The 15225-nt window shown below is 43.5% G+C and carries 17 protein-coding genes; 7 read left to right on the top strand and 10 right to left on the bottom strand.

The genetic code is table 11. From position 1 onward, the window contains the following. The first annotated feature begins 43 nt into the window (after nucleotides 1–43). On the top strand, nucleotides 44–481 hold the full coding sequence (locus tag LCD34_RS11875; protein ID WP_007498406.1) for a MarR family winged helix-turn-helix transcriptional regulator: 438 nt from the start codon (nucleotides 44–46) through the stop codon (nucleotides 479–481). A 277-nt stretch (nucleotides 482–758) separates the two neighbouring features. On the opposite strand, the gene LCD34_RS11870 is transcribed toward LCD34_RS11875, so the two are convergent. From LCD34_RS11870 to LCD34_RS11860, 3 genes are all read right to left on the bottom strand, one after another. Continuing rightward, nucleotides 759–1781, bottom strand: coding sequence for a quercetin 2,3-dioxygenase (locus LCD34_RS11870; RefSeq protein WP_148780760.1), 1023 nt, complete (start codon nucleotides 1779–1781; stop codon nucleotides 759–761). 80 nt (nucleotides 1782–1861) lie between these two features. Then, a complete protein-coding gene (locus tag LCD34_RS11865; RefSeq protein ID WP_148780761.1) occupies nucleotides 1862–2425 on the bottom strand; it encodes a TetR/AcrR family transcriptional regulator in 564 nt (187 codons plus the stop codon). 45 nt (nucleotides 2426–2470) lie between these two features. Beyond that, nucleotides 2471–3955, bottom strand: a complete 1485-nt coding sequence (locus LCD34_RS11860; RefSeq protein WP_148780762.1) for an amidase — start codon at nucleotides 3953–3955, stop codon at nucleotides 2471–2473. Nucleotides 3956–4143: 188 nt separating this feature from the next. Here LCD34_RS11860 and LCD34_RS11855 point away from each other — a divergent pair, with 188 nt between their 5' ends. After that, nucleotides 4144–5757, top strand: coding sequence for a S8 family peptidase (locus LCD34_RS11855; protein WP_224559125.1), 1614 nt, complete (start codon nucleotides 4144–4146; stop codon nucleotides 5755–5757). 37 nt (nucleotides 5758–5794) lie between these two features. Here the strand turns inward: LCD34_RS11855 and LCD34_RS11850 are convergent, their stop codons facing one another. Then, the gene (locus LCD34_RS11850; protein WP_008342163.1) at nucleotides 5795–6331 is read right to left on the bottom strand and encodes a DUF402 domain-containing protein; all 537 of its coding nucleotides are present in this window, start codon (nucleotides 6329–6331) and stop codon (nucleotides 5795–5797) included. 114 nt (nucleotides 6332–6445) lie between these two features. Between LCD34_RS11850 and LCD34_RS11845 the strand changes: the two genes are divergently transcribed. Beyond that, entirely contained in the window at nucleotides 6446–6652 is a 207-nt protein-coding gene (locus LCD34_RS11845; RefSeq protein ID WP_008342164.1) for a hypothetical protein, read from the top strand. Nucleotides 6653–6711: 59 nt separating this feature from the next. Here the strand turns inward: LCD34_RS11845 and LCD34_RS11840 are convergent, their stop codons facing one another. Next, nucleotides 6712–7248 carry a GNAT family N-acetyltransferase gene (locus tag LCD34_RS11840; RefSeq protein WP_008342165.1) on the bottom strand — a complete coding sequence of 179 codons (537 nt, stop codon included), beginning with the start codon at nucleotides 7246–7248 and terminating at the stop codon, nucleotides 6712–6714. A gap of 211 nt (nucleotides 7249–7459) precedes the next feature. Here LCD34_RS11840 and LCD34_RS11835 point away from each other — a divergent pair, with 211 nt between their 5' ends. Beyond that, entirely contained in the window at nucleotides 7460–8710 is a 1251-nt protein-coding gene (locus LCD34_RS11835) for a multidrug effflux MFS transporter (protein WP_224559123.1), read from the top strand. A gap of 174 nt (nucleotides 8711–8884) precedes the next feature. On the opposite strand, the gene LCD34_RS11830 is transcribed toward LCD34_RS11835, so the two are convergent. The 4 genes from LCD34_RS11830 to LCD34_RS11815 form a co-directional block, all read right to left on the bottom strand. Continuing rightward, on the bottom strand, nucleotides 8885–9055 hold the full coding sequence (locus LCD34_RS11830; protein WP_165378688.1) for a hypothetical protein: 171 nt from the start codon (nucleotides 9053–9055) through the stop codon (nucleotides 8885–8887). Further along, nucleotides 9052–9639, bottom strand: a complete 588-nt coding sequence (locus LCD34_RS11825; protein ID WP_017366536.1) for a DUF1700 domain-containing protein — start codon at nucleotides 9637–9639, stop codon at nucleotides 9052–9054. The genes LCD34_RS11830 and LCD34_RS11825 overlap by 4 nt, the downstream gene beginning before the upstream one ends. Continuing rightward, nucleotides 9632–9949, bottom strand: a complete 318-nt coding sequence (locus tag LCD34_RS11820) for a PadR family transcriptional regulator (protein ID WP_025206674.1) — start codon at nucleotides 9947–9949, stop codon at nucleotides 9632–9634. The genes LCD34_RS11825 and LCD34_RS11820 overlap by 8 nt, the downstream gene beginning before the upstream one ends. Nucleotides 9950–10056: 107 nt before the next feature. Continuing rightward, nucleotides 10057–10887 carry a YitT family protein gene (locus tag LCD34_RS11815; RefSeq protein ID WP_025206673.1) on the bottom strand — a complete coding sequence of 277 codons (831 nt, stop codon included), beginning with the start codon at nucleotides 10885–10887 and terminating at the stop codon, nucleotides 10057–10059. Nucleotides 10888–11223: 336 nt separating this feature from the next. On the opposite strand from LCD34_RS11815, the gene mmuM reads away from it, so the two are divergent. From mmuM to LCD34_RS11800, 3 genes are all read left to right on the top strand, one after another. Then, complete coding sequence (gene mmuM / locus LCD34_RS11810; RefSeq protein WP_224559121.1) at nucleotides 11224–12162, top strand: homocysteine S-methyltransferase; 939 nt, start codon at nucleotides 11224–11226, stop codon at nucleotides 12160–12162. Between the two features lie 46 nt (nucleotides 12163–12208). After that, nucleotides 12209–13612: an S-methylmethionine permease gene (gene mmuP / locus LCD34_RS11805; protein ID WP_008342173.1), complete on the top strand. Its 1404-nt coding sequence runs from the start codon at nucleotides 12209–12211 to the stop codon at nucleotides 13610–13612. Between the two features lie 112 nt (nucleotides 13613–13724). After that, nucleotides 13725–14345, top strand: coding sequence for a hypothetical protein (locus LCD34_RS11800; protein ID WP_041091191.1), 621 nt, complete (start codon nucleotides 13725–13727; stop codon nucleotides 14343–14345). 346 nt (nucleotides 14346–14691) lie between these two features. Here the strand turns inward: LCD34_RS11800 and LCD34_RS11795 are convergent, their stop codons facing one another. Further along, the gene (locus tag LCD34_RS11795; RefSeq protein WP_007498435.1) at nucleotides 14692–15174 is read right to left on the bottom strand and encodes a hypothetical protein; all 483 of its coding nucleotides are present in this window, start codon (nucleotides 15172–15174) and stop codon (nucleotides 14692–14694) included. Nucleotides 15175–15225: the final 51 nt, after the last annotated feature.

Genomic DNA, 15225 nt, shown 5'->3' with positions numbered 1-15225 from the left:
TTGATCGGAAAATGCGAATGCAATAGGAAAAGAGGTATGGAGAATGCAACATTTCGAGCTAGAGGCAAGTTTGTTAGACCATGCACTGACAAAGTATTTAAAGGCGACGAAACGAATAGATGAAGAGAATATCCCGAAAAACGTCACGAATGTAAAAGGGTTCATTTTACGCATCATCTACCGCCATCAATCATGTACTGTGAAAAATATTCTGCAGGAAGTTTCATTATCTCCCTCCGCAACAACAACCGCTCTCAATCACTTAGAAGATGAAGGGCTGATTATCCGCTCTAGAAATAACAATGACCGCCGTACGGTATGGATTACACTCTCTGAATCAGGTGAACAAATCGCCAGACAAATGATCGACAATCGTCAGCTGCTTGTCAATCAACTGTTCAATCACCTATCAGAAGAAGATAAAAAAACATTTTTTGAATTAATCGAAAAAATGATGGACGAGCGTACATTAAAGGCTTAGGAATTATCCTAAGCCTCAGATTTTTGACAAAGGGCTAAAATGAACTTTATTTTAGCCCTTTGTTTGCTTTTAGCGTGATAGAAAACCTTTGCAGTCTAGGAAGGACGCGTACTGGCGCGGAGTGAATGTGACATTAATGAGCACCAGCACGCAGGACTGACACCGAATGCGAGGGTTCATGCATGTAAATAGGGATGCTGTTCCATAAGGGAAATAAAATAACCCGCCGATTGATTCGACAGGCTGTTTATTCAAATCTGTGTAACGCGTTACACAGCTATTTATCTTCGACAAACACCAAATCATACTGAGCAGAGGTCTCCCCATCCTCCATCATGTCCCCTTCCTGTATAAAATAAGGGCACATACCTGGACTTTGTGCTTCTTCAAATTGTTCAAACACTTGCTCAATATAGCCAGGCAGCAGCAAAACCAACATTTTATTTGAATGTGATACGAATTCATACGAGTGAACGGTATTCGGAGGAATATAGGCAAAATCCCCTGGCATCAAGCAAATATTTTCTCCGCTTAACTGAAGATTGATTCTGCCTTCAACACAATAAAGTGCTTCTGTATGCATTTCATGATAATGCGAACGTAACCCTTTTCCCTTTGTCCCTTCAATCACAAAATAACTAAATCCGTCTCCTGTTGTTTCCGTTGTCGCAATCAGCTCATGAAGCTGACCTTCGACCATGTATTGCTTTCCTTCACCAGCCTCCAGCACATATGGCTGCACTGCGCGCGGGAGCTGACTATGAAACAAAACAGCTGGCTTGGTTGTATTGGATAGCTCTCTAATGCCATGCATCAACATGATATCGCTTTCTTTTTCAGCCTGATGAAAGCTGTCTGCATCAAATGGGTGATCAGTCATCGGCCATTCATTCTGCAACAGCCTCTTTCCGATTTGCTGATAGACATCTGTCATTTGCCCGCCCAGTGTATAAGAAATAAACCTTGTTTTGTGACTATGCATTCTATAGCCATGAATTGTTTTGGGCGGAATATGAATATAATCGCAGGCCGTCACCATATACTTTTTACCGTCCAGTATCACTTCCAGCTTCCCTTCCAGCACAAAGATGGTTTCAAATAGCGTCTCATGACAATGCAGCGGAAAGTAAGCACCTTTCCCACCTGTGATTAAGACAAGCTCAAACAGTTGATTTGTTTGATTTGCTTCTGCCAGCACATGTACAAGCTGATTTTCCAAACCATACAGCTCCCCCGAACCGGACACGGTATAAAAAGAGGTATCTTCGGATTGCTTGATCGATTGTGGTTGCTCCGACATCCCATCACTCCTCATGACTAATTGACTATCTTTATTATATAGACCAATTGATATAATAGATAGGCGATATGCGAGAGATTTTACTCTTCTCGCATAAATAAGTGTCTAAGGTAACATTTTACGTGCTCTAAAGGTGTCGTTTGCTTTAATGCAGTAGTCATTGATAATCCGCCGATGACCATTGAATGAAGGAGAGATGCCCGCTCATCCGCTTTTATTTCATCATATCCGCTATTCATCAGCTTTTTTTTGACAAGCTCTTGCCAGCGGATCATTTCTTGTTTGCATGCAGCATGAAGTTTTGTATGTTCAGGTTTTGACTCTGCCGCCAGTAAGACAATCGGTATCCCTCTTTCACTTTCTTGCTCCATAAAACCCCGAATAATATTTGTCATAAAATGATCGACGGCGACATATGGGTCATCAGAATAGGCAAAGCTTGCTTCAATTTGATCGATGACCCTTTGACTCATATATTCAACGGCTGCTATGGCTAGCTCTTCTTTTCCATTTGGAAAGTAATAATAAAGAGATCCTTTCGGCGTGCCGCTCTCTCGAATGATTTGATTCAACCCTGTCGCATGATACCCCTGTTTACGTAAAAGAAGTGCGGCCGTTTGAATGATTTTGTCCTTCGTACTCACGTGTGACACTCCTTTCCTGCATAGACCAACGTCGATGCCATTGTATTATTGATTCAGTAATGGATGCGTTCCTTTCCATAATGAGGATGATTCTATTTCTGACGCCAGTCTGAGCAGCCAGTCCTCTTTTCCTTTCGGTGCTGTCATCTGTACGCCTAAAGGCATGTCTGCTTCTGTGAGATGAACTGGCACACTCATAGATGGCTGGCCGGTTAGGTTAGCCAGCTGTGTAAATGGTGTGTAGGTCAAACTCTTGAGGAACATTTCATAAATCAGATCCTGCTGTGCTTGCATTGAAAGGGATGACACACGTAACAATGCAGCAATTTCTTGATCGTTATGCATCAGCTCGCCAACCTTTGGAGCCGAATAGGCAGTAGCTGGGGTCACATATAGATCGTAGGTTTGATGAAATGCGGCCATTTTTGCAGCGGCCATATCCCATGCATCAAGACTTTCTGTATAAGCAGCAGCCGTCACATTTTTTCCTGCTTCCGCCAGTACCCATGCCACAATATCTGTCTCCTCAGGCTTCACCGGACGCCCGAATGAACGAGCCAGAGAGGTAAATAAGGCAGACATTTCACCGCTGTTCATGACATAATATTGCTGCATCAGATGGACACCATCAATGTCCGGCTTCGCTTCCTCTATTTGATGCCCTTGTTCACTCAGCCATTTCACAGTGTTCAAGACTGCCTGCTTTGCTTCCTCACTCACCTTCGTGCCTACTGGAGAGTCTACACTGTAAGCAATTCGCATCGAAGAGGTTCGTTTCACTAAATCCTCCTGATAGCTACCGTCATATAATGGCGTTTGGAACGCAGCCTCTGGCTGAATGACTTGAAGCAAATCAAGCAGGGCTGCACTGTCTCGAACTGTTTTTGTGAGCGTAAAGTCAATGGAAGCTCCTTGCCACTGCCTTCCTGCACCCGGGCCGACCGGTGTTCTCCCCCTTGTTGGCTTGAGTCCAAATAAACCAGTAAAGGATGCCGGAATCCGAATAGACCCTCCGCCATCACTCGCTCCACCCGCAGGTACGATGCCGCTTGCCACAGCTGCTGCCGTCCCGCCGCTTGAACCGCCCGGAGAATAGTCAGCATTCCAAGGGTTTCTCGTCGGACCATATAAAGAGGGTTCTGTCACATTTCGCAATCCGAATTCAGGTGTGTTTGTATGACCGATCATGAGGAGCCCAGCCTGCTTCAATCGACGGACAAAGTGGGAATCTGTTTGCGCCTTTACATCCTTTAACAGCAAAGCACCCGCCGTCAAAGGTTCATGCTCCAGCCCCTGCGATATATTTTTCAACACAAACGGAACACCAGCAAACGGCTGATCCGCATCTAGTGACTTCATGTCTTTGAACACTTGATCTCGCCTTGTCTGAATCACCGCATTTAGTACTGGATTCACTTCTTCCAATCTAGTAAATGCAGCTTGTACAAGCTCTTCAGGCGTGACCTGCTTTTTCTGCACAAGTGATGCCAGTCCCGTCGCATCATACGTCATATACTCTTTTATATTCATCGGCATGTCCTTCTTTCTCATATTATGATCTCTCTATTGTCTACTAGAATTCTATGAAATTCAATTTCGGGATACGTGTGAAAAAAACTTTCTTTCTAGACTATGATTCTTCTAACCATCCATCTTATTTCTCCGATATAATAAAGAAAAAAAGACGGAGGTCACCTCATATGCAAGGAGCCATTGCCTTGAAAAAGAAAATCGTCGTGGTCATCGCGTTTCTTCTTGCTTTGACAACTGCTTTGCCCTTCCATTCGCAGGCAGCTGCACCACCAAAAGAAACAGATGTCATCATCGTCTATAAAAATCAAAAAGGAAAACAGACGGCTATTCAAGAAAGTGAAAAAGTGAACGCTCAATACATACACCTTCCAGCTGTAGCAGTGACAGCAGATGAGCAAGCTGTCACCTCACTTAAAAAAGACCCGAACATCGCTTATGTTTCAAAAAACGTCAGGGTCAAACTCGCTGCTTCTACCGTGAAAAAAACGGCTGCTGCTACTGGTCAGGATGCTTTGGTACAAAAATCTTATAACTTGCAGAAGCTCAATGTAAAGCAAGCAATCAAAGAAGGCGTGACAGGGAAAAATGTGAAAGTAGCCGTTCTCGATACTGGTATTTTCCCACATGAAGATTTAAAGGTAGCCGGCGGTAAATCATTCGTCGATTACACGTCTTCTTACAAAGATGATGAAGGACATGGAACACATGTCGCCGGTACAATTGGGGCGCTCAATAATGATTACGGTACGGTCGGCGTCGCTTCTGGTGTGAAGCTGTATGCTGTAAAAGTATTAGATAAAAAAGGAGAGGGCGACTTATACAGTCTGCTCCGAGGCATTGATTGGGCGATTAGCAATAAGATGGACATCATCAACCTAAGTCTAGCTTTTGAAGATAACATTCCGATTTTACGTTCAGCAGTTGATGAAGCATACAAAAAAGGACTGCTGGTCGTTGCTGCAAGTGGAAATGATGGAAAGAAGAATGGGATTAGTTATCCTGCCGCATACAATAGCGTCATTGCTGTTTCCGCAACGACAGACAAAGACAAACTCGCCTCCATCTCTAATACGGGGAAAGGAATTGAATTTTCCGCTCCCGGCGAGAACGTCATCAGTACCTATTTGAAAAATGAATATTGGTATGCCACGGGTACATCACAAGCGGCACCGCATGTCACAGGGATGCTGGCGCTCTTAAAACAGCTACATCCTAAGAAAACAAATGTTCAGCTCCGCACTTTATTGCGCAGCTATACAGTCGATCTCGGCGCAAAAGGAAAAGATTCACAATTCGGCTATGGCCGCGTGCAATATGTGCCGCAGTCAACCTTTTTAAAGGCTGCGACAAGCGCAGTCAAGACAGCCGAAACATCTAAAAAACAGACAGATGTTGATCAAGCCAAAACGAAAATTGGCAGACTCACTGCCAGCAAGCAAAAAACCGCACTCACTGACCGAGTCAAAAAAGTCCAAACAGCCATTGATATTCGTGACGCACGAGCGAAGGTCAAATCAGCTGAAAAAAGTAAAACCCAAGGCTCGATTAAAAGTGCCCAAACGGCCATTAAAAAGCTATCCAAAGGCAAAGAAAAAACAAGCCTACAAAACCGGCTCGACAAAGTCAAAAAACAAGTCGCCTATCAAAAGAAAGTGACAGATGCCAAACAAAAAGTAAAAAAAGCGGAAGCCAAACGAACAAAGAAAACAAAAGCAACCGCTCAAAGTGCGGTCAAACAACTAAAAGCATCTAAAACAAAAACTGATTTACAAAAACGACTAAACCGGATCAAGGTTTGATAAAAAAACGATTCCTTTCAGCAAGGAATCGTTTTTTCTATTTCAACATCTTCTGAAACAAGGTGTGATGATATTTCCCTTTCGCATCCAGCCTCACTTGATCGAGGATGTGCGCTAACGAATGGATGACATCATGTAGTGCTCGTTGAACAGAGCCGTGTTCAAAGGAAGCTAAACTCTCCGGCAGTTCATCTTCATCCAAAACAAAGAAATCACCATTCGGAAGAACGAGTAGATCAATCAATAAATCTTCAAAAACAACCGCCTGTTCTTCAAACCATGTATGTCTGACGATATTCACATAAGAGCCAAGTTCATTGCCTTGATCATCTCGCCAAAAATAGACATTGTAAGGCCGGTCCGTCCAATAATAGGCGGTCGTATAACTCCCTTTTGGAATCGTGACAGTGCCATCACCAGCAACCATTGTAAATGGTTCTTGAATTTTATGAAACAACACGACTTGCTGCTCCTGTGCGTCTAACAGCTGACACGTATGTTCCACAACCTGATCATCGTATTTGATTTTTCTCTCGATTACGTCATCCCAAGAATTTGCATATAGCGGAAACAATCGGTCACAACCCCTTCTGCATCTACTTCTTATTCTAGTATACACTGCTTTCTTTTGAAGAAATAAAGGTTCACTACTGCTGCCTATGGAAGACATATGGTGAGGTGAAAACAAATGAACGGAATCACAATCATCGAAACCGTAGCAGAACTCGGACAAATCATCTTGGTTTTTTGTGGCTATGCCCTTTACTGGCGGCTTGTGAAAACGAAAAGAGATCGAAAGCTAACCCCTTATGAACATGTGTTGAAATTCTTTGTCATGTTCGGGTTAATCTCTTGGTGCTTTTCATATATGGCACTGAACGTATGGGTGTCATGAGAAAAAGGAAGAGTCCCGTCCATGCAGGACATACTCTTCCTCTTCTTATTCGGTGTATATTATGAGCCAGCCGGCTGTTCTTTTTTGATCACATACTGATAGCTCTTCACATGCGTCCCATTTTGATTCACAAATTCTTTATCAAGTGCCCGTTCAAAGCCCATTCTTTCATATAAACGAATGGCGGCCTGCATTTTATCCGACGTATGAAGATACAGGACGTTCTCGCCCCACGATTGCGTCAGTTCTATACTTTTACGCAACAATGACTCTGCAATACCTTTTCCTCTCACATCAGGATCTACCCCTAAAAACCGGACAATCGCTGAAGTAATGCCCATCTCCGGCTTGTCATATGCCTGTTCTGATGATCGGAACATTTGAAGGGTCCCCACGACCTTGCCCTCAAGCTCGGCCACAAGCATCAACTCCATGTTTGGGTTATCTACAGCCGCTCGCAGCGCTGCAGAATAATTTTGCCAGCCTTCCTCTGTAAATTGAGGCTCATACTGTGCGTATGATTTGATCAGCACATGTGTGATCGCCTCATGATCTTCACTCACTGCTTGACGAATGATCAACTCTTGCTGCTCCATGCCAGCACCTCCTGTTTGTCTATGAATGGATATACGTATCATGCAATCACTGCATGCCGATGATCTGATTCTTTTCTCTACTCATTCAATGTAAAGAGTCTCCTTCGAAAGATCAATGATTTTGCACGAAAACTTCTTTGAAAATTTTGATTGAAATGGAAAGCTTGATTCATTATGCTGATTTGAGGACATATACGAGGAGTGGCATCATATGAATTCTTTATCTTATCCCCAAGAATCGAAAAAAAATCGATTCCTCCTTGCCGCGCTTCTTGGCTCTTTAACAGCCCTTGCACCGCTGGCAATGGATATGTATTTACCTGCTTTACCTAATATCGCCCGTGACTTTGAAGCAAGCACGGCGCTGTCTCAGTTAAGTCTCATGGCTTGTTTGATTGGACTTGCGCTTGGACAGCTCATTGCAGGTCCAATCAGTGATACAGTCGGCAGAAGAAAGCCGCTCATGATTGGATTGATCATTTTTATTGCGGCCTCTCTTTTATGTACAGTGGTCACATCAATTTGGACATTCATTCTTTTAAGGCTGATTCAAGGACTTGCTGGTTCAGCAGGCATTGTCATTGCACGAGCCATCGTGCGAGATCATTATGAAGGCTCAGAAATGACGAAATTCTTTGCTTTGCTCATGTTAGTCAACGGAGTGGCTCCAGCAGCGGCACCGATCGTGGGCGGACAAATGTTACGGTTCACGACGTGGCAGGGAGTGTTTGTTCTTCTAGGAATCCTCGGGACGCTCATGCTCCTAAGATCGATGTTTTCATTGAAAGAAAGCTTACCTGTGGAACGCAGACAGACTGGGGGCTTCAAACAAATCCTAGGTGCGATGAAAATTCTAGCGAGCGATCGACTCTTTGTCGGATATGCTCTCTCACAAGGACTTGTCTTCGCCGCCATGTTTGCGTATATCTCTGGATCACCGTTTGTATTGCAGGAGATTTTCAACCTTTCTCCGCAAGGCTTCAGTGCTGCCTTTGCGGTGAATAGTCTTGGCATCATCACAGCCGGACAAGTATTTGCCCGCGTTGCTGCGAAAATTGGTGAGGAGAAAGTCCTTCGCATCGGGCTGCTGACAGCTGCTTTAGGGGGCGTCACCTTGTGTGTGATGATCTCTATTGATGCAGGGCTTTATGGCATCCTCATCCCGCTCTTTTTTGTGGTCTCAAGCGTTGGGATTGTCGGCACGTCTGCTCCTTCTCTTGCGATGCAACATCACGGTGCGCATGCTGGAAGTGCCGCTGCCCTCATCGGTGTGGCACAAATGCTTCTTGGCGCATGCATGACACCCCTTGTCGGCTTAGCTGGAAGCCAGACTGCCTTTCCCATGGGGCTGATTATTATGCTCTGTGACCTTGGCGCACTTTGCTGTTATTTTTTCTTTGTTGCCAGAGCAAAAAAAGACCCGCATAAGCGGGTCGCAGATTGTGACAAAGGGCTAAAATGAACTTTATTTTAGCCCTTTGTCTTCTTTTCAGCGTGATAGAAAACCTTTGCAGCCCTAGGAAGGACGAGCATCGGCGCGGAGCGAATTTGACATTCGTGAGCACCGAAGCGCAGGACTGACACCGAATGCGAGGGTTTGTCTACACGCTGAGACCCGCATAAGCGGGTCTTTCATTTATGGCTTGCTCCAATTGATCGTGCGGAAGATATTGTTCTGGTCATTGTTTTGATATGCATCTAGGTCAAAGCCTGAAAGTCCAAAACCAATTGCCATGACAATTCCTCCGGCAACGGTGAAGATGATCCCCCATTTGATGCATTGCTTTTTTAAATCATTCACGTTCATACTCTCACGACCTTCTTTTTAAACATTCCCATGAATGCCTTAGTGGTTTGAACAGTCCCTTGCACAAATAGCTTAGTCAAATACGCCGTGGCTATGCCGCTTAATAATCCGACACCTAATAGAAGAATACCAACTCCGATCTGCGTCACCACCACATGCAAACCGTCTTGAAAAATAAACGGTGAACCAATGATGCTCCAAAAACCGCCGAGCAGACCAACTAGCGTCATTGTACCTGTCACGAGTGGAATGCACCAAATCACCATATACACAGAAAGAAACAGCAGGAAGACTGTTGCTAGAATACTGCCCCATAACGGAAAGCCTAAAATGAGGATGGAGAGCCTTGTGGCTTTTTCTCCAAACGTCGGCACCTGAACGGTTTTGATTCCTTGTTCCTTCATAATCCCTTCAGCGATGATGGCAGGCTGACCGACTTGATGAACTGCCTCCTGTTCACTGTAGCCATCTTCCTGATAATCCTCGATCATTTCATCGTAATACTCGATGAACCGATCACTTTCTTTTTCGCCTAGACGATGCAGGTGCTTCTCCAAGCTGGCTAAAAATTCTTTTTTATTCATTGCTCTGTCCTCCAGAAATAAAGTCGTAAATCGCCATCACTTGATCCCATTCCGCTAAAAATTGCGCGATATGCTCCCGTCCGTTCTTTGTCATCCGGTAGTATTTTCTTAATCGACTGTTATGTTCCTGTGAATAGGTCTCCACATAATTGTTTTGCTCTAACCGCTTTAATATCGGATATAATGTCGATTCTGAAATCTCAATACAATGGGACATATCTTTAATCATTTGATAACCATAGGAATCGCCTTTCTTTAATACCGCCAGTACACAGAATTCCAGTAATCCTTTTTTTAGTTGTGCATTCATGTTTACAACTCCTAACTATTCATACTATACAATACATAGTATGATGTGACAAGAGGTATTTATTTTGTAAAAGCATAAAAAAAAGACCCCCACAGGGCCTTTCACTTTTATATATTCACAAATCCTTCTCCAAACACATCACGCACGTCATGGACAACAACGAATGCGTCTCGATCAATTTTCTTAATGATTTTCTTTAAACGCATCAGCTCCTGTTTTTGAATGACCGCATAGAGAATTTCCTTCGATTCCTTTGAATAATGACCGCGACCGTTTAAAATGGTCACGCCTCGATCCAAGGTGTGATTGATTTCTTCTGCAATATCATCTTTGCATGAAGAAATGATCGTCACTGCTTTTTTCGTGTTAAGCCCTTCTATGACGAAGTCCATCACCTTAGTCGCCACATACAACATCACAATGGTAAACATTAATTTTTCCGCACCAATAATAAAGTAAGAAGCAAAAACAACGATCAGATCAAAGAACAAGATGGCGTAGCTCACGTTCCAGTCTAGATACTTATTCGCAATTCGCCCGAGGATAGCAGATCCCGCTGTTGTACCGCCCGCTCTTAAAACAAGACCAATGCCAATCCCAATGATGATCCCAGCGAAAATAGAACCAATGATCAATTCATGGACATTCACCACCCATGTAGTGGTCAAATGTAAAAATAGAGAGTTACTTGCGACAGCTACCACTGTGTAGATCGTGGTCTTCTTGTCCAAGTATTTATACCCCACAAGTAATAAAATCGCATTCAACACAAGGTTTGTCAGCCACGGCGCAATCTCAAACATATAGTAGAAAATGATGGACAGCCCCGTTACGCCGCCTTCACCAAACTCAAGTGGAATGACAAACATGTTCACAGCTGCAGCAAATAAAAAAGAACCAACTAGAATCATTGCAATATCTTTTACACATTTTTTCAATTTCTTCTTTCCTCCTTTTTTAAGCATATAAAAAACCCTCTTTCTGCACGAAAGAAGACAGTCGTTGGACAAAATAAAAATCAAAAGACGGCGCCTTTTGATGAAGCTTTCTGAAATGAACCTTTCCATAATATATATCTCTTTTTAGAGGCTGTCAATGACTTGGTTTTCTATTATTTCGACTGCATGTTTATGCACTCAAACCCGCATGTTTTCAGGGTTTTTCCGTCATATGATGCTTATTCCTCTCCTTGACAAAAACACTTTAGTCATTTAAACTACTGCCTCATATCATATCCATTATTTCCGATCGACAAAGGAGGCTGTTTGATTTATATGAATCCTATTCAAAGCCGTTTACAGGCTCACACACCTTTGATTTTAGATGGTGCACTTGCAACGGAGCTTGAACGAAAGGGCTGTGATTTAAACGACAGTTTATGGTCAGCCAAAATCCTCATTGAACAGCCAGAATTGATTCAGCAAGTACACTTGGACTACTTCCAAGCAGGTGCTGACTGTGCAACAACAGCCAGCTACCAAACGACAATTGATGGCTTTGCTGAAAAAGGCTATACAAAAGAAGAAGCCATCGAATTAATGAAACGATCTGTCATTTTAGCAAAAGAAGCATGTGAGCAGTTTTGGCAGGATGAGACACAACGTAAAGAGCGGACAAAACCATTTGTCGCTGGATCTGTGGGGCCTTTCGGCGCTTATTTGTCTGATGGTTCAGAATATAAGGGAAATTACGGACTCACAGAACAGGCACTCATTGATTTTCACAGACCAAGAATTCAAGCTTTAGTAGAGGCTGGTGCAGGTATTCTCGCTTGTGAAACCATCCCTTGTCTCATTGAAGCAATCGCCATCGCTAAACTGCTGGAGGATGAATTCAGCGGTGTGTATGCGTGGATCACGTTTAGCGCAAAGGATGGCAAGCACATTAGTGAAGGGGATCTGCTGAGAGACTGTGTACAAGCGCTCGAGCCATATGAGCAGATCGCTGCTGTTGGCGTAAACTGTACACCGCCGCAATATATGTCTTCTCTTATTCAGGAGATGAAAAAAGGGACGAGCAAACCGATTGTCGTGTATCCGAACTCAGGGGAATTATATGATCCTGAAGAAAAGGTTTGGAGCGGAGATACGTCTCACCATACATTTGGTGAATGTGCGCAGCAATGGTATAAAGACGGCGCACAAATCATCGGTGGCTGCTGCCGGACGACACCAGAAGATATTACCGATATCTTAAAACAGGCAACATCGTAGCATCATGACTCAACACACATACTTCTAAGCAAAAGGGCGGGAAGACATGGAACAAGCAAAAGATCAGTCACAACAATATCAACGAAAAATGACAAGCCGTCACCTGTTCATGCTTTCTTTAGGTGGCGTGATTGGCACAGGACTCTTTTTAAGTTCAGGATATACGATCAATCAGGCCGGACCTGCGGGAACGATTTTGGCTTATCTGGTTGGGGCATTAATTGTGTACCTCGTGATGCTCTGTTTAGGTGAACTGTCTGTCGCAATGCCGGTTACAGGCGCTTTTCACACATATGCAACAAAATACATTGGGCCCGGCACTGGCTATACAGTGGCTTGGCTTTATTGGCTGACATGGACCGTGGCACTTGGTTCAGAATTTACAGCGGCAGGTCTTTTAATGCAGCGCTGGTTCCCGGACACATCGGTTTGGATGTGGAGCGGTGTTTTTGCGCTTCTCATCTTTTTACTCAATGCTTTTACAGTCAAGTTTTTTGCAGAATCGGAATTTTGGTTTTCTAGCATTAAAGTCATGGCTATTATTCTCTTTATTATCCTTGGCGGAGCCGCGATGTTTGGATTGATTCCACTAAAAGGCGGTGAGGCCGCTCCGTTCTTCTCTAACTTCACTGGAGATGGGGGTCTCTTCCCAAACGGCTTTTTACCGATTTTAATGACCATGCTGGCTGTTAATTTTGCTTTTTCGGGTACTGAGCTGATTGGGATTGCTGCGGGTGAAAGCGTCAATCCAGATGAGACCATTCCCCGGGCGATTCGCACGACTGTGCTACGTCTTGTCCTGTTTTTCGTCGGAACGATCGTGGTCTTAGCCGGCTTAATTCCAGTAGAAGAAGCCGGGGTGATCAAAAGTCCTTTCGTTGTGGTATTTGACCGCATCGGTATCCCTTATGCGGCAGATTTCATGAATTTTGTCATTCTGACAGCGATTTTATCTGCTGCAAACTCAGGGCTATACGCCTCATCTCGCATGCTATGGTCCCTTTCTGAAGAACGAACATTACCTAAAAAGCTGGCAAAATTGACGTCAAAGGGAATTCCTTTGAATGCACTCATTTTGAGTATGATTGGGGGCATTCTCTCTTTGCTATCGAGTGTCATCGCACCTGAAACGGTGTATCTGGTTCTTGTTTCAATCTCTGGACTCGCCGTTGTTGTTGTATGGATGGGAATTGCAGCTTCACAGTTCATGTTTCGCAAAAAATTCTTACAGGATGGCGGACAGCTTCATGATTTATCTTTCCGAACCCCGCTCTATCCGGTGGTTCCGATTGCTGCCTTCCTTCTATGCCTTGCATCTGTGATCGGCATTGCTTTTGATCCAAATCAGCGTATTGCTCTTATATGCGGTATCCCTTTTATCGCACTTTGCTACGCTGCCTATTACGTGACAACATGGATTCAGAAAAAACGAGAAAACCCTGGTGTATAGCACCAGGGTTTTTGTTTGTTCCAAAAAAGGATATCACTAGCAAAACAAAGACATTTTGGTATATGATAGGAATCTATGATTTTCAGGATGAATCAAGGGAGCTGTTTTTAATATGGAAATGACCATTACAAGAGCATTAAGTGAACTGAAAATGTTAGATAAAAGAATCAACCGAACGATTGATGAAGCCGTACTCGGTGGTTTGATCATCGGGAAACATATACAGAACGGATTTCAAAATCAAGAAGAAGTAGAAAAAAAGGCAAAAGCAGATGACCAATCGATTCAAGCATTAATCAAACGCCGAAATGCCATTAAATCAGCCATCGTTGTGTCGAATGCTACGACAACGATTGAGGTGGCGGGTGTTAGCATGACCGTAGCAGAAGCCATTGAACGCAAGACATCCATAGATTACGATATTCGTTATTTACGAAAATTAAAAAAGGTCTACACAGAGCTCGTTGACCGGTCAGAACAAATCAATGAAGATGTGAAAAAGAGACTGGATCAGCATTTAGAAACACTATTTGGGAAAGACGGGAAAACACAAGCCGCTGCCAACCAAGAGATCGTCAAGTCATTCCTAGCTGAAAATGAGGCGGCGATCATTGACCCTCTTCGTCTCCGAGTGAAGATTGAACAGCTTTCGAAAGAGATTGAAGATTTCCAAATGGAAGTGGATTTCTCCTTGTCAGAAAGCAATACCTTGACAAAAATACAGATCGACTAGTCGATTTTGTTAGTGAGCCGAAAATCGATAGGACTAAACACCTCCGAGGGAAAGGTCATTCCCTCCTCATTTGATGATCATCTTAGGATGATCCATGATAAAAGCTCAAAGCTGAACGTTCAAAGCTGAAAGCTCAAGTATTCAAAGTTCTTATCCATCAAAGCTCAAGATGTAAAGCTCAATGCTCGATCGAATCTGGGAGAAACGGCTCATGAGTGTTTGTTTATCGACTCTTTCGGTTGCCGCCCAGCAGGTTTACTAACAAAAAGAAAAGGATGTCACTAGCTGACATCCTTTTTTTCTATGAAAACGACAGGGCTTGCGCCAAGTCGCCTCTTCTAGCAGATTAGTAACGTGATGTATATGCCAAATGGTACACACTTGTCACATTTGAAGATAGCGTGATGTCGTTTGAAGTAAAAGTCACTGGAACGATATCGTAGTAATGTGTAGACCAGCCTGCATTATTGTATGTACGGTAGCCTGCACCTGCAGGAACTTGAATCGTTAGTGAAAATTGTCCATTCTCGTCTGTTGTACCTGTCGCTGTTTGAGCATATGATTTGATTGCTGCTTCAAAATAAAGCTGAATTGGCTGATTCGCCATGAGTTGACCACTTGTGTCCTTTAATGTTCCTTTAAAAGTAGCTGGATAATATGAACCTACACGATATTTACTGCCAGAACCGTAATTGACCATACCACCGTCTGCTGCTGTGACGCCTGTTACTTGTACGGATGCTGGTACTGCTCCTGTTTCCTCTGCATGTGCAAAGCTTGGGAAAACGAGAAGCAATGATAGAAAGAAAGCAAACATGATTTTTTTCAACGATAAATCCTCCTTTTTTTTCCTACTATATTACTATCGACAGTTATTGTC

The sequence above is a fragment of the Bacillus sp. RAR_M1_44 genome (assembly GCF_020165935.1).
GTDB classification, from domain to species: Bacteria; Bacillota; Bacilli; order Bacillales; family Bacillaceae; genus Bacillus; species Bacillus altitudinis.
The sequence above is the reverse complement of the archived record's forward strand: the minus strand, read 5'-3'. Positions and strand labels throughout refer to the sequence as shown.

Excerpts from the sequence above, each read along its gene's own strand:
- LCD34_RS11875 (WP_007498406.1), top strand. The coding sequence starts at position 44 with ATGCAACATTTCGAGCTAGAGGCAAGTTTGTTAGACCATGCACTGACA.
- LCD34_RS11870 (WP_148780760.1), bottom strand. The coding sequence starts at position 1,781 with ATGTCGGAGCAACCACAATCGATCAAGCAATCCGAAGATACCTCTTTT.
- LCD34_RS11860 (WP_148780762.1), bottom strand. The coding sequence starts at position 3,955 with ATGAATATAAAAGAGTATATGACGTATGATGCGACGGGACTGGCATCA.
- LCD34_RS11845 (WP_008342164.1), top strand. The coding sequence starts at position 6,446 with ATGAACGGAATCACAATCATCGAAACCGTAGCAGAACTCGGACAAATC.
- LCD34_RS11840 (WP_008342165.1), bottom strand. The coding sequence starts at position 7,248 with ATGGAGCAGCAAGAGTTGATCATTCGTCAAGCAGTGAGTGAAGATCAT.
- LCD34_RS11835 (WP_224559123.1), top strand. The coding sequence starts at position 7,460 with ATGAATTCTTTATCTTATCCCCAAGAATCGAAAAAAAATCGATTCCTC.
- LCD34_RS11830 (WP_165378688.1), bottom strand. The coding sequence starts at position 9,055 with ATGAACGTGAATGATTTAAAAAAGCAATGCATCAAATGGGGGATCATC.
- LCD34_RS11825 (WP_017366536.1), bottom strand. The coding sequence starts at position 9,639 with ATGAATAAAAAAGAATTTTTAGCCAGCTTGGAGAAGCACCTGCATCGT.
- LCD34_RS11820 (WP_025206674.1), bottom strand. The coding sequence starts at position 9,949 with ATGAATGCACAACTAAAAAAAGGATTACTGGAATTCTGTGTACTGGCG.
- mmuM (WP_224559121.1), top strand. The coding sequence starts at position 11,224 with ATGAATCCTATTCAAAGCCGTTTACAGGCTCACACACCTTTGATTTTA.
- mmuP (WP_008342173.1), top strand. The coding sequence starts at position 12,209 with ATGGAACAAGCAAAAGATCAGTCACAACAATATCAACGAAAAATGACA.
- LCD34_RS11800 (WP_041091191.1), top strand. The coding sequence starts at position 13,725 with ATGGAAATGACCATTACAAGAGCATTAAGTGAACTGAAAATGTTAGAT.